The organism is Anaerofustis butyriciformans, assembly GCF_036289385.1.
In the GTDB taxonomy this organism is placed as follows: domain Bacteria; phylum Bacillota; class Clostridia; order Eubacteriales; family Anaerofustaceae; genus Anaerofustis; species Anaerofustis butyriciformans.
On record NZ_JAYFFH010000008.1, the window covers coordinates 17,412 to 30,326 of the forward strand.

At 29.0% G+C, this 12,915-nt stretch carries 13 protein-coding genes; 12 read left to right on the forward strand and 1 reads right to left on the reverse strand.

The features are described from left to right. Nucleotides 1-3 precede the first annotated feature (3 nt). The 7 genes from hydF (at nucleotide 4) to gatB (ending at nucleotide 8,753) form a co-directional block, all read left to right on the forward strand. Nucleotides 4-1,188 (forward strand): [FeFe] hydrogenase H-cluster maturation GTPase HydF, encoded by a 1,185-nt coding sequence (gene hydF / locus V2W16_RS09680; RefSeq protein ID WP_329385146.1) that lies wholly within the window; start codon nucleotides 4-6, stop codon nucleotides 1,186-1,188. Nucleotides 1,189-1,336: 148 nt separating this feature from the next. Beyond that, entirely contained in the window at nucleotides 1,337-2,527 is a 1,191-nt protein-coding gene (locus tag V2W16_RS09685) for a M24 family metallopeptidase (protein WP_329385149.1), read from the forward strand. A gap of 204 nt (nucleotides 2,528-2,731) precedes the next feature. Next, entirely contained in the window at nucleotides 2,732-3,979 is a 1,248-nt protein-coding gene (gene glyA / locus V2W16_RS09690) for a serine hydroxymethyltransferase (protein WP_329385152.1), read from the forward strand. 17 nt (nucleotides 3,980-3,996) lie between these two features. Beyond that, complete coding sequence (locus V2W16_RS09695) at nucleotides 3,997-4,473, forward strand: hypothetical protein (protein WP_329385156.1); 477 nt, start codon at nucleotides 3,997-3,999, stop codon at nucleotides 4,471-4,473. Between the two features lie 634 nt (nucleotides 4,474-5,107). After that, on the forward strand, nucleotides 5,108-5,683 hold the full coding sequence (locus V2W16_RS09700) for a hypothetical protein (RefSeq protein ID WP_329385160.1): 576 nt from the start codon (nucleotides 5,108-5,110) through the stop codon (nucleotides 5,681-5,683). Nucleotides 5,684-5,851: 168 nt separating this feature from the next. Then, entirely contained in the window at nucleotides 5,852-7,312 is a 1,461-nt protein-coding gene (gene gatA / locus V2W16_RS09705) for an Asp-tRNA(Asn)/Glu-tRNA(Gln) amidotransferase subunit GatA (RefSeq protein ID WP_329385163.1), read from the forward strand. A gap of 10 nt (nucleotides 7,313-7,322) precedes the next feature. Next, complete coding sequence (gene gatB / locus V2W16_RS09710; protein WP_329385166.1) at nucleotides 7,323-8,753, forward strand: Asp-tRNA(Asn)/Glu-tRNA(Gln) amidotransferase subunit GatB; 1,431 nt, start codon at nucleotides 7,323-7,325, stop codon at nucleotides 8,751-8,753. Between the two features lie 24 nt (nucleotides 8,754-8,777). Here gatB and V2W16_RS09715 read toward each other — a convergent pair whose 3' ends face one another. Next, nucleotides 8,778-9,371, reverse strand: coding sequence for an SIS domain-containing protein (locus tag V2W16_RS09715; RefSeq protein ID WP_329385169.1), 594 nt, complete (start codon nucleotides 9,369-9,371; stop codon nucleotides 8,778-8,780). 167 nt (nucleotides 9,372-9,538) lie between these two features. Between V2W16_RS09715 and V2W16_RS09720 the strand changes: the two genes are divergently transcribed. The 5 genes from V2W16_RS09720 to nusG all read left to right on the forward strand — a co-directional run bounded on the left by V2W16_RS09720 (nucleotide 9,539) and on the right by nusG (nucleotide 12,906). Then, the gene (locus V2W16_RS09720; protein WP_253229957.1) at nucleotides 9,539-10,585 is read left to right on the forward strand and encodes an alcohol dehydrogenase catalytic domain-containing protein; all 1,047 of its coding nucleotides are present in this window, start codon (nucleotides 9,539-9,541) and stop codon (nucleotides 10,583-10,585) included. A gap of 202 nt (nucleotides 10,586-10,787) precedes the next feature. Continuing rightward, complete coding sequence (locus V2W16_RS09725) at nucleotides 10,788-11,672, forward strand: cation diffusion facilitator family transporter (protein ID WP_329385175.1); 885 nt, start codon at nucleotides 10,788-10,790, stop codon at nucleotides 11,670-11,672. 269 nt (nucleotides 11,673-11,941) lie between these two features. Next, nucleotides 11,942-12,091: a 50S ribosomal protein L33 gene (gene rpmG / locus V2W16_RS09730; protein WP_007049596.1), complete on the forward strand. Its 150-nt coding sequence runs from the start codon at nucleotides 11,942-11,944 to the stop codon at nucleotides 12,089-12,091. A gap of 11 nt (nucleotides 12,092-12,102) precedes the next feature. Further along, nucleotides 12,103-12,342, forward strand: a complete 240-nt coding sequence (secE, locus tag V2W16_RS09735; RefSeq protein ID WP_329385183.1) for a preprotein translocase subunit SecE — start codon at nucleotides 12,103-12,105, stop codon at nucleotides 12,340-12,342. 12 nt (nucleotides 12,343-12,354) lie between these two features. After that, nucleotides 12,355-12,906, forward strand: coding sequence for a transcription termination/antitermination protein NusG (nusG, locus tag V2W16_RS09740; protein WP_138269421.1), 552 nt, complete (start codon nucleotides 12,355-12,357; stop codon nucleotides 12,904-12,906). Nucleotides 12,907-12,915: the final 9 nt, after the last annotated feature.

Sequence of the window (12,915 nt, forward strand, 5' to 3'; positions counted from 1 at the left end):
AAAATGGGACTTAACGAAACTCCAAATGCAAATAGAATTCATATAGGCATATTTGGAAGAAGAAATGCAGGTAAATCCAGCATAATAAATGCAATAACAGGACAAGAGCTTGCAATAGTTTCTGATGTTAAAGGAACAACAACTGATCCTGTCAGTAAATCAATGGAGCTACTACCATTAGGTCCGGTAACAATAATTGATACACCTGGACTTGACGATGAAGGGATGCTAGGAAAGAAGCGTATTGAAAAGGCATATCAAGTGCTAAACAAAACAGATATAGCACTTCTTATTGTAGATAGTTCTTTAGGACTAAGCAGTGAAGATAAAGAAATTCTTTCTTTGATAAAAGATAAAAATATTCCATATTTGGTTGTAATGAATAAATCTGATTTGATTGAAACCAAGATAGAAGATGAAAATTATATTTATGTAAGCGCTATAACCAAAGAAAATATTAATGAATTAAAAGAACTTATAGGTAAAATAGTTCCTAAAGAGAATGAAAAAGTTATTGTGTCTGATTTAATCAATCCGTCAGATAAAGTTATTTTAGTTATTCCTATTGATAAAGCTGCACCAAAAGGAAGATTAATACTTCCTCAACAACAAACAATAAGAGATATTTTGGATAAAGGTGCTGTTGCTATAATGTGTAAAGAAGATGAGCTAAAGGATACTATTTCTTTAATGAAAGAAAAACCTAAACTTGTTATTACAGATTCACAAGCATTTAAAAGAGTAAGTTTAGATACTCCGAAAGATATTCCTCTTACGTCTTTTTCTATATTATTTGCAAGATATAAAGGTGAAATTGACATATTACTAAGAGGAGTAAGAAAAGTAAAAGAGCTTAAAGACGGAGATATTATTTTAATAAGTGAAGGTTGTACTCATCATAGACAATGTGGAGATATCGGAAGTGAGAAGATACCTAAATTGTTAAAGAAATTTACAAATAAAGATTTAAAATTTGAATTTTCAAGTGGAATAGAATTTCCAAAAAATCTTGATAAATATGCTCTTGTTGTTCACTGTGGTGGATGTATGTTAAATGAAAAAGAAATGAAACATAGAATTAGCTATACAAATAATCAAGGTTTGGAAATCGTAAATTATGGAATTCTTCTTGCATACTTAAATGGTATTTTACAAAGGGCGGTAGAACCTCTTTCAATAAAATTATAAAAAGGACTTTTAAGTCCTTTTTTGTTAACTGTTTTATACTATGTTAATAGAAATATTTATATTAATTTTATTGTTTGCATTAAATAAATATTAAAGTTATAATATAGAAAAATTTGGGTAATAAAAAATATAGAAAGATAGGTATATTATGTATAATTTACTTCCAAAAGAAGAAAGCAAAAATAGAATAGAAAAATTTTTAAATATGATGGATGAAAATGGTAAATGGGATAATGTTATTATTATAAATAGAATCCATCAATATTACTTTACCGGTACAATGCAGGATGCTCTTTTAATTTTTAATAACAAAACAAGAAAGCCATATTTGTTTATTAGAAGAGACTATGATAGAGCAAAAGCAGAAGCAACTATTGATGACGTATATAAAATTAGATCTTACAAGGATATTGTAAAATATATTGGTAATGAATTATCAGATGTATATATAGAAATGTCACAAATGACAATGCTTGTATTAAATAGAATAAAAAAATATTTAAATATGAATAATATTTTTGATGTGGATAGAATTCTTGATAAATTATTAAGCGTAAAAAGCGAATATGAACTTAATCTTATTAGAAAATGTGGACAGATTCATTCTAAAGCATTTAACGAAGTTGTTCCTAATATTTTAAAAGAAGGTTTGAAAGAAAAAGAATTTCAAGGAATATTATATAATGAAAAAATTAAACTTGGTTCACAAGGTGTTGTAAGATTTAAAGAGCCTTATAATGAGGTTGCTTTGGGGCAGTTTAGTTTTGGTAAAAATGCCCTTGCTAATACAAATCATGATGGACCTGGCGGAATGCAAGGATTAAATGCTATTATTCCTATTGTAGGAGGAGATTATACCTTAAAAAAAGGAGATTTGGTTTTTGTAGATACTTCTCCTATGTTTGAAGGATATCAAACAGATAAAACACAAGTTTATAATTTTAAAGGTAAAGTAACAAATAAAGAAAGAGAACTTCATCATGAATGTATGGAAATTTTAAAAAAGGTTTCTTTTCTTTTAAAACCGGGAAATAAGCCAAGTGAAATTTATAATGAAATAATGAATAATATTTCAAATGAATTAAAACAAAATTTTATGGGGTATAAAGATAGAAAAGTTTCTTTCTTAGGGCATGGTGTTGGAATGTTTTTAGACGGATATCCTGTTATTGCAAATGGATTTAATGAACCTTTAGAAGAAAATATGGTTTTGGCAGTTGAGCCAAAATGCGGCGTTGATAATAGAGGTATTGTTGGTGTTGAAGAAACTTTTATTGTCGGTAAAGAAGGCGGAGAATGCATTACGGGTGGCGCAAGAGATATTATAGATATAATTTAAAACACTTTTTTTCAAAGTGTTTTTTATGTATATTAAGTTATTAAACTGTAATATATATTTTTTAAAATATATTGCGCATTTTTTAATATAATTTTATTAAAATAAAATTTAAAGTCTATATATATTATTATTGCTTAAAAAGTATTTGCAAAATTCAATAAATTTAGTAAAATTAAAATTACATACTTTAGGAGGATGGATTTAATGAATGTAGAAAAAAACATAAAAGATTTAATGGAATATGACAAAGAAGTAGGCGGAAGTATTTTTGAAGAATATCAAAGACAATGTAGAAATATAGAACTTATTGCTTCTGAAAATGTAGTTTCTCCTGCGGTTATGGCTGCAATGGGAACTGTTCTTACAAACAAGTATGCAGAGGGATATCCTGGTAAAAGATATTACGGAGGATGTGAATGTGTAGATAAAACTGAAGAAATTGCAATAGAAAGAGTATGTAAGCTTTTTGGTGCAAAATATGCAAATGTTCAACCTCATTCAGGAGCTCAAGCTAATATGGCAGTTTATCAAGCTTTATGTAATGTTGGTGATACTGTTATGGGTATGAGTCTTGATAATGGTGGACATTTAACTCATGGTTCACCTGTTAATCAATCAGGTCTTCTTTATAATATGGTTTCATATGGAGTAAATGACGAAACTCATATGATTGATTATGACGAAGTAAGGGACATTGCAAAAAAAGTAAAACCTAAAATGATTATTGCAGGTGCAAGTGCTTACCCAAGAGAAATTAGATTTGATTTGTTTAGAGAAATAGCTGATGAAGTAGGAGCTTATTTATTTGTAGATATGGCTCATATTGCAGGACTTGTTGCAGGTGGATGTCACATGAATCCTGTAGAATATGCTCATGTAGTAACAACAACTACACATAAGACATTAAGAGGTCCAAGAGGCGGTGTTATTTTAACAAATGACGATGAACTTATTAAAAAACTAAATAAGGCAATTTTCCCAGGTACTCAAGGTGGTCCATTGATGCATGTAATAGCTTCAAAAGCTATTTGTTTTGGAGAAGCTTTAAAACCAGAATTTAAAGAATATGCAAAACAAGTGGTAAAAAATGCATCTGTTTTAGCTGACGAACTTATGAATAGAGGTATTGATTTGGTTTCTGGAGGAACAGATAATCATTTAATGCTTGCTGATTTAAGAAAGGTTAATGTTACAGGTAAAGAACTTCAAAATAGACTTGACGATGTTTATATAACTGTTAATAAAAATACAATTCCTAATGATCCTGAAAGTCCTTTTGTTACAAGTGGTGTTAGAATAGGTACACCTGCTGTTACATCAAGAGGATTTAAAGAAAATGAGATGAAGGAAATAGCAGAATTTATTTATTTAGCAGCTACTGATTTTGATAATAAAGCTGATTATATCAGAGAAGGAGTAAAAAACTTAACTGACAGATTTCCACTTTATTAAAATTAAGGAGGGGTAAAATGAAAAAAAGGGGTTTATTGGTTTTAGTAATGAGTGTTTCTTTGGCATTATTTGCAGGATGCAGTATAAATATAAACTTAGGAAATGATGCTCAAAATTCTAATTCATCAGTTTCAAATTCTACAACAAATAATGAAGGAAGTAGTAATACAAAATCTAGTGTAGATTTGGATGAAATAAATAAAACTATTTCTTCTTATGAAAATGAAGTAAATGAATTAGACAGTGTTGTTAACAATGCAAAAGCAGGAAGCAGCAGACAAAAAAATATTGATGAATATTCAAATATTTCTTCTAAAATAAAAGAAGTTGAAAATAAAATCGATATTTTGGATGATGATTTGGAAATGATGTATAAAAGTGGTTCTTTAAGTCAAAGTGATTATCGAAATTTTGAAAAGAAACTTGATATTATGGATAATAAGTTAGATAATTATGAAGATAAAATTGAACTTATTTTTGGTGTAGACGATTAATTAAGAGAGGGAAACCTCTCTTTTTTTGAATAAAAATATCATTTTTGCTAAAAATATTTAATGAGATTAAACGAAGTTAAAAAAGTATTTTATTTAATTTGTTTGTTTATTTGTTCATTAGCTTTATTAAATATCAATAACGATATGAATAATAGTATTTTTTAATAAAAAGTTATAACGACAAAGAAAGAATGGAAAATATAAATCAAATTGATATTTTAAAGAATGAAATAGAAAAATAAAAAAATAAATTTAATGTAACTGATAAAAATGAATATGCTAAATTAAAAGATGATATAAAAGATTTAGAAGATAAGCTTGATTTAATAGGTGATTATTTAGAAATTTTATATGGCAAGGATGAAATAACAAGATAAGAATATTTAAAAAAATTCTTATATGGAAGATATTTGGAGAAATATAGAAAATGAAATAAAAAATATGTAGAAAATGATTAATTAAGTTATACTTTATAAGTAAATGATTTTTTTATATAAATAATTTAATAATTTTAATAATATGCGGTGAATAATTTATGAAAGTTTTGTGTTTTTTTTATTTACTCTTTTTTTCTACATGAAATATTGATACAATATTGATGTTTATGAAATTATTATAGAAAGAGAGTTTATTTATGAAGGAAAGACAAAACAAAAATAGTATTTTTAAAATTTTCTCTGTTATATTTTTTGTAGTTGCAATTTTTGATGCAATTATGGGAATATATTCTTTTATTTCTACCGTATCATCATATACTTCTCAAGGATTTGAAATGGGCGAAGTATTAAAATATTTATTCCCTGCACAATTCCTTCCATATGTAATTGAACCATTATGTACTATAGGTGGTATAGGTTTTGTTCTTTTGGGAGTATATAGAATTTTAGAAAATAATTCACAAACAGTTAAAATAGAAGAAACTGAAGAACAAAATTCAGAAGGAAATATTGTTTATGAATCAGTTGTTGAAGAAGAAACTGTTGAAGAAGTTGATACATCTGACAAAAAAGAAGATAGCGAAGTTTCAGAAAATATAGAAGAACAAGAAGAGTCAAAAGAAGATGTTGTAGAGGAAGAAGAAGCTGTAGATAAAGTTGATGAACAAGAAGATGTTGTAGAAAATAATGAAGAATCAACTGAAGACAGCGAATCTACAGATGAAGAAGTTACAGAAGAAAAAGATGAAGAATCTAAAGAAGATAATGAATAAATAAAATAACAGAGGTTAAAAGAGGCGTATGCCTCTTTTTTTATTTCATATTGGGTATTTATAGGGGATTAACATTGCAAAAAGCAGGAAAAAAATGTATAATAAAACAATTAATGGAATTGTTAAAATATTAAGAAAAATGTGTAAATAAAACATGGAGGAAGAAACATGGCTTTATATGAAAAAACCGTATATCAATTAAGAGATATGCTAGATAAAAAAGAAGTCAGTGTAAAAGAAGTTCTTGATAGTTATATAAAAAGAATAGAAGATACTGATGATAAATTAAATGCTTTTTTAACTAAAACATTTGAGGTTGCTAAAAAAGATGCAGAAAAAAGCGAAGAAAGAATTTTAAAAGGAGAGCCTTTAAGTTTTCTTGATGGGATACCTTATGCCCTTAAAGATAATATGTGTACAAAAGATGTAAGAACTACTTGTTCGTCTAAGTTACTTGAAAACTTTGTGCCTCCTTATAGTGCTACTGTATATAAAAAGCTTCAAAACAGTGGTGCATTACTTCTTGGTAAAGTTGATATGGATGAATTTGCAATGGGTTCATCAAATGAAAACTCTGCTTATCACACAGTAAAAAATCCTTGGGATACATCAAGAGTTCCTGGTGGATCTTCTGGTGCAAGTGCTGTTAGCGTAAGTGCATCACAAGCTGCTTTTACTCTTGGGTCTGATACAGGTGGGTCAATAAGAACTCCTGCTGCTTTTTGTGGGGTAACAGGTTTAAAACCTACTTATGGTAGAGTTTCAAGATATGGACTTGTTGCTTTTGCTTCTTCTCTTGATCAAATAGGACCTTTTGGTAAAGATATGAAAGATGTAGCAAGTGTGCTTAATGTAATTGCAGGGTATGATGAAAATGATTCTACAAGCATGAAAGTTGATGTTCCTGATTATACTTCATTCTTAACTGATGATATAAAAGGAATGAAAGTGGGCGTTGATTATAGTCTTTTAGATGAAAGTAAAATTGATAAAGATGTTTGTGATAATATAAAAAATGCAATTGAAACATTTAAAGAAATGGGTGCAGAAATAGTGGATATTTCTTTTGACTGTTTTGATTATGCAATTCCTGTATATTATTTAATTTCTTCTTCTGAAGCATCTTCAAATCTTTCAAGATTTGACGGAATAAGATACGGAGTTAGAGAAGAAGGGGAAACACTTGAAGATATTATAATAAATTCAAGAACAAAAGGTTTTGGTGAAGAAGTTAAAAAAAGAATTCTTCTTGGAACATATGCTCTTTCTGCCGGATATTATGATATGTATTATAATAAGGCTTTAAAAGTTAGAAGAATTATTAAAGAACAATATGATGAAATATTTAAACAATGTGATATAGTTCTTACTCCTACAACAACAAGCGAAGCATTTAAAATAGGTGAAAAAAGTACTGATCAAACAAAGATGTATCTTGATGATATATTTACGGTTACTGCTAATCTTGCAGGAATACCTGCTGCAAGTATTCCATGTGGATTTTCGAAAAATGGTATGCCAATAGGACTTCAAATTGCATCAAAAGCATTTGGAGAAGGTAATATTATAAAAGCCGGATATAATTATCAACAAGTAACTGATTTTCATAAAAATAAACCAAGTTTATAGGAGGTAAGAAATGAAAAATTATACTATGGTAATAGGGCTTGAAATTCATTGTGAATTAGGTACAAAAAGTAAAATTTTCTGTTCTTGCCCAACAGAATTTGGTGCCGAAGAAAATGCTCATGTATGTGAAAGATGTATGGGGATGCCTGGAACTCTTCCCGTACTTAATAAAAAGGTTGTTGAATATGCTGTAAAAGCAGGTTTATCTTTAAACTGTAATATTCAAAACTTTTCAAAATTAGATAGAAAAAATTACTTTTATCCTGACCTTCCAAAAGCATATCAAATATCTCAATATGATGAACCTATTTGTCTTGGAGGATATCTTGATATAACTAAGGAAAGCGGAGAAAAGAAAAGAATAAATATAACAAGAATTCATATTGAAGAAGATGCCGGAAAGCTTATTCATGAAGATTATCAAACATTGCTTGATAATAATAGATGTGGGGTTCCTTTAATTGAAATTGTAACAGAACCTGATATCAGAACGGCGGAAGAAGCGTTATTATTTGCTGAAACAGTAAGAAACAATCTTTTAACTGTAGGAGTTTCTGACTGTAAAATGCAAGAAGGTTCTCTTCGTTTTGATGTAAACTTATCTGTTATGCCAGAAGGTTCAAGTGAGTTTGGTACAAGAACAGAAATGAAAAATCTTAACTCTTTTAGATCATTAAAAAGAGCTATAGAATATGAATATAAAAGACAAGTTAGAGCCGTTGAAAAAGGTGAAGAAATAGTACAAGAAACAAGGAAATGGGATGATGAAAAAGGAAAATCATTCTCTATGAGAAGCAAAGAAGATGCTCATGATTATCGTTATTTCCCTGACCCTGACTTAGTTCCTATTATTTTAACAGATGAAGAAATTGCAGAATATAAAGCTCAAATGCCTGAACTTCCTCAAGCAAAGAAAGAAAGATTTATGGAAGAATATTCTTTAAGTGAATATGATGCAAACTTCTTAGCAGGTTCAAGTGAAATAAGTAATTTCTTTGAAGAAGCAATAAAGGATACTAAAAACATTAAATCTGTTGCAAACTTCTTAATGGGAGATATTTCAGCATACTTAAATAGCAATGAATTAGAATTTGTTGATATTAAATTTACTCCGGCAAATCTTGCTAAACTTATAAACCTTGTTGATAAAGGAGATATAAACTTATCTACTGCTAAAAAAGTTTTAAATGAAATGTTTGAAAGCGGTAAAGATGCTGAAGTAATAGTTGAAGAAAAAGGCTTAAAACAAATGAACGATACAGGAGAAATCAAAGTTATCGTTGAAAAAATTCTAAATGATAATCCTCAAGTTGTTGAAGACTTGAAAGGTGGAAAGAAAAAAGCTGCAGGTTTTGTGGTTGGTCAAGTTATGAGACAAACAAAAGGAAAAGCTAATCCTGGTATTGTAAATCAATTAATTAATGAAATTTTAGGATTATAAAAAAGAGAGCTTTGCTCTCTTTTTTTATTTGTCTTTTAGCATTTCTCCAACGGCTCCGTAAGGATGGATTAATTTAAAATCTTTATCTGTTATATTATTTATTTTCATAACAGTTGCACCTATTATATCAAGAACTATGCTTGTGCAGGTAGTTGATGATGTTGCAACCATTTCTTTGTCGTCAAGTTCTTTTAAAGAATCAAAAGTTATGCAAATATCTGAATTTTTAGCTAAATAAGAATCCTTGTTTTCTGTTATTGCTATTATATATGCTCCAAGTTTTTTAGCTATTGGAATGGAATGCATAAGTTCTTTTGTATTGCCGCTTTTGGAAATAGGTACAAATATATCATTCTCTCTTATTACTCCATATTCTCCGTGAAGTCCATTCATTACGTTTATTGCAATTGAAGGAATATATAAAAAATTATATATATTTGCTGCCCTAAATGCTGCTGTACTGGAAGATCCGCATCCTGCAAATATGATATTCCCCTTACAATTTGCAATTTTATTACTTGCTTTTTCAACTATTTCAAAATTTAAACTTTTTTCTAAATTGTTAACTGCATCGACTTCTCTTTTTAATAATTCTTTTATAGTATTTATATTATTCATAAAGATAACCTCCTTATGTTTTATTTTATCATTATCTTTATTTATTTAAAAGGTTTTTATGCTTTATTTAGTAAAAATATTCAAATATATTATTGAAAAAAAGATAATAATGTTTTATAATATAATTGTAAATACATCGTTATGAATTTTTAAAGGAGATTTTAATTATGAAAGCAGTTGTATTTAGAGGTCCGGAAGATTTTGGCCTAGAAGAAGTTGAAACACCGAAATGTCCAAAAGGAGGAGTTTTAATAAAAGTTGAAGCAGTAGGACTTTGTGGTTCTGATGTTAGAACTTTTAGTTCAGGACACTTTGCGGTTACACCTCCTTATATTTTAGGACATGAGGCAGCAGGAGTTATTTGTGAAAGTGATAACGAAAATTATCCTGTTGGAGAAAAAATTGTTATTAATCCACTTGTTGGATTATGTGGTACTTGTTATTTCTGTACACATGGACTAAAAAATCATTGTGAAAATAAAATAACACTTGGTACAAATTTACCTGGAGGATATGCACAATATACAGCTTTACCAGAAGAATGTTGTACTGATGATACAATAGTTAAAATACCTAGTGATTTTAATGTTGATTTAATTCCTCTTGCAGAAACAACATCAAGTGTTTATTCTGTACAAGAATTTGCAAGAGTAAAAGAAGGGGACGATGTTGTAATTATGGGCGCCGGTCCTCTTGGAAATCTACATAGTGCTATTGCAAAAGCAAGAGGAGCAAGAAAAGTAATTATTTCTGAACCAAATGAATCAAGACTTGAAATGGCTCATAGATTTAAAACTACGGATGTATTTAATAATCCAAATAAAGAAACTTTGGAAGATTGCGTAATGAGAGAAACAGACGGTCACGGAGCTGATGTTGTTATCGTTGCATGCCCTGTTGGATCTGCTCAAGAACAAGCAACTCATCTTGTTAAACCAAGAGGTACTGTAGTTCTATTTGGAGGTCTTCCAAAAGATAATTGTAAAGTTCTTTTCGACAGTAACTTAATTCATTATAAAGAACTTAATGTAGTAGGCGGATTTGCTTATGCTCCAGAAGTATTTGCAAAAGCTGTTGAATTAATCGTTAATAAGAAAATTGATGCTACACAATTTGTAACTCATATTATGCCTTTAAAAGATATTAAAGAAGGTATTAAAGCAATTAAAACAGGGGAAGCAATAAAAGTAGTTTTGAAACCTTTTAATGAATAAAATTAATTAAAAATAAAAAAGATTGTTTTCGGACAATCTTTTTTTATTACAAAAAAAGTAATATTGACATATAATAAAATATGTAGTAAAATTCGACTAATAAATTAATATCCTATTTAACAGGCGTAGTGCCGGGCTTTATGCAACAGTTTGATATATCTGTGGGTTTCATGGATATATTTTTTATTTGGAGGTTATCATCATGAAAAACAATTTAACGGATAAGCAACTTGCAATGAAGGTATCTCTTTGGAGTATGATAGTAAATATATTTTTATCTATAATCAAGGTTGCAGTTGGATTCTTTGGGAAATCATCTGCCCTTATTTCTGACGGTATACACTCTCTTTCTGATGTGTTTAGTACTGTTGCTGTTATGATTGGGATAAATGCCTCAAGTAAAGAATCAGACACTGAACATAGATATGGACACGAAAGAATAGAATGTGTGGTTGGGATGTATTTATCGGCATTTCTAGCAGTCATAGGTTTTGGTATTGGGTATGACGGAATAATAAAAATTATTAATCACAGTACAATAGCCGTTCCTTCAAGCATAGCTTTATATATAGCAGTTTTATCTGTGGTTGTAAAAGAAATGATGTTTAGAGTTACAATGCGAGCAGGAGAAAAAACAGGCTCTACTGCACTTAAAGCAGATGCTTGGCATCATAGGTCTGATGCTTTATCCTCAATAGGTAGTTTTGTCGGTATTTTGGGAGCAAGGTTAGGGTTTACAATACTTGACCCTATTGCATGTATTTTAATTTGTTTAATGATTTTTCAAGCTGCTTATGAAATAGGTAAGGATTGTGTAGATAAAGTGGTAGATAAGTCTTGTGATGAAGATATTGTTAAGGATATGGTTGAAGTTATAAAAAATATTGATGGGGTTTATTCAATAAAGGATATAAAAACGAGACTTTTCGGAAGTAAAAAATATGTTGATATTATAATTTATGTAGACGGAAAGTTATCAGTATATGACGGGCATGCAATAGCAATGAATGTTCATGAAGCAATTGAAAAAGAATTTGAGGGAGTAAAGCATTGTATGGTGCATGTTGATCCTATTTTTATAAATTAAAATTTTTAACTTTTGTAATTTTTTAATTACAAAAGTTTTTTGTTCATTTATGTATAAAAAAAGTAAAAAAAACCTTTATTTCTCTTGATTTTTCTTCTTATTATGGTATACTTATGATTGCTAAAGGCAAAAAAGCCTTTTTTTAATGTTGCAAATTTATTCTTGATAATGATGTGGACTCCATTATAGAGAGTGATTTGTATCGAAGTTTTATATTAAGTCCTGTAGATATAAAGCTTCACCAAGTAATACAGCGGAGGTTGTAAATAATGAGAGTAAAAGTAACACTTGCATGTGAAGAGTGTAAACAAAGAAACTATAATACAATGAAAAATAAAGACAATCCAAAAGAGAGATTAGAACTTAAAAAGTATTGTAGATTTTGCAAGAAACATACTAATCATAAGGAAACAAAATAAGGAGTATGGTTATGGCAAACAGTAAGAAAAATGCTAAAGCCACAAAGAAAAAAGAATTTTTTCTTTTAAGATGGATAAAAGGTATCTCTGAATTTTTTAGAGGGGTTAGTGTAGAACTAAAAAAAGTTACATGGCCAACTAAAGATGAACTTATAAAGCAAACAATTGTTGTAATTGTTATTTGCGGAATACTTACAATATTTATTTGGGGTTTAGATACTGTTTTAGGATTATTAAGAGGTCTTTTGTAGTAGGTAAAAATTATGAGTGAAAATGTTAAACAAATTGAAAGTGATAGCACTAAAGCACTTTGGTATGTAGCACATACTTATTCAGGATACGAAAACAAGGTTAAAGAAAATATCGAAGCCGCAGTTATTCGTAGGAATATGTCTGATGTTATTGAAGAAGTTGTAGTGCCTATGCATAAAGTTGAAGAAACAAAAAACGGAGAAAGAAAAGTTGTTGAAAAGAAAGTATTTCCCGGATATGTTTTGGTAAAAATGTACATGACTGATGATGCTTGGTATATCGTAAGAAATACCAGAGGTGTAACAGGATTTGTTGGACCAGCGTCAAAACCAGTACCTTTAACGGAAGAAGAACTTAGAAATCTTGGCATAATTGAAAAAGAAACAGTGACGACAGACCTTAAGGTTGGAGATGAAATTGAAGTTTTATCCGGACCTTTTGAAAATTATACCGGTATTATCGAAGAAGTAAATATCGATAAAGCAAAATTAAAAGTTAATATATCTATGTTTGGCAGAGAAACACCTGTTGAATTGGATTTTGAACAAGTAAGAAAATTTTAATTGAAAGAA

What these genes read in the sequence shown, in the direction of transcription:
- hydF (WP_329385146.1), top strand. Translation starts at nt 4, where the DNA reads ATGGGACTTAACGAAACTCCAAATGCAAATAGAATTCATATAGGCATA.
- V2W16_RS09685 (WP_329385149.1), top strand. Translation starts at nt 1,337, where the DNA reads ATGTATAATTTACTTCCAAAAGAAGAAAGCAAAAATAGAATAGAAAAA.
- glyA (WP_329385152.1), top strand. Translation starts at nt 2,732, where the DNA reads ATGAATGTAGAAAAAAACATAAAAGATTTAATGGAATATGACAAAGAA.
- V2W16_RS09695 (WP_329385156.1), top strand. Translation starts at nt 3,997, where the DNA reads ATGAAAAAAAGGGGTTTATTGGTTTTAGTAATGAGTGTTTCTTTGGCA.
- V2W16_RS09700 (WP_329385160.1), top strand. Translation starts at nt 5,108, where the DNA reads ATGAAGGAAAGACAAAACAAAAATAGTATTTTTAAAATTTTCTCTGTT.
- gatA (WP_329385163.1), top strand. Translation starts at nt 5,852, where the DNA reads ATGGCTTTATATGAAAAAACCGTATATCAATTAAGAGATATGCTAGAT.
- gatB (WP_329385166.1), top strand. Translation starts at nt 7,323, where the DNA reads ATGAAAAATTATACTATGGTAATAGGGCTTGAAATTCATTGTGAATTA.
- V2W16_RS09715 (WP_329385169.1), bottom strand. Translation starts at nt 9,371, where the DNA reads ATGAATAATATAAATACTATAAAAGAATTATTAAAAAGAGAAGTCGAT.
- V2W16_RS09720 (WP_253229957.1), top strand. Translation starts at nt 9,539, where the DNA reads ATGAAAGCAGTTGTATTTAGAGGTCCGGAAGATTTTGGCCTAGAAGAA.
- V2W16_RS09725 (WP_329385175.1), top strand. Translation starts at nt 10,788, where the DNA reads ATGAAAAACAATTTAACGGATAAGCAACTTGCAATGAAGGTATCTCTT.
- rpmG (WP_007049596.1), top strand. Translation starts at nt 11,942, where the DNA reads ATGAGAGTAAAAGTAACACTTGCATGTGAAGAGTGTAAACAAAGAAAC.
- secE (WP_329385183.1), top strand. Translation starts at nt 12,103, where the DNA reads ATGGCAAACAGTAAGAAAAATGCTAAAGCCACAAAGAAAAAAGAATTT.
- nusG (WP_138269421.1), top strand. Translation starts at nt 12,355, where the DNA reads ATGAGTGAAAATGTTAAACAAATTGAAAGTGATAGCACTAAAGCACTT.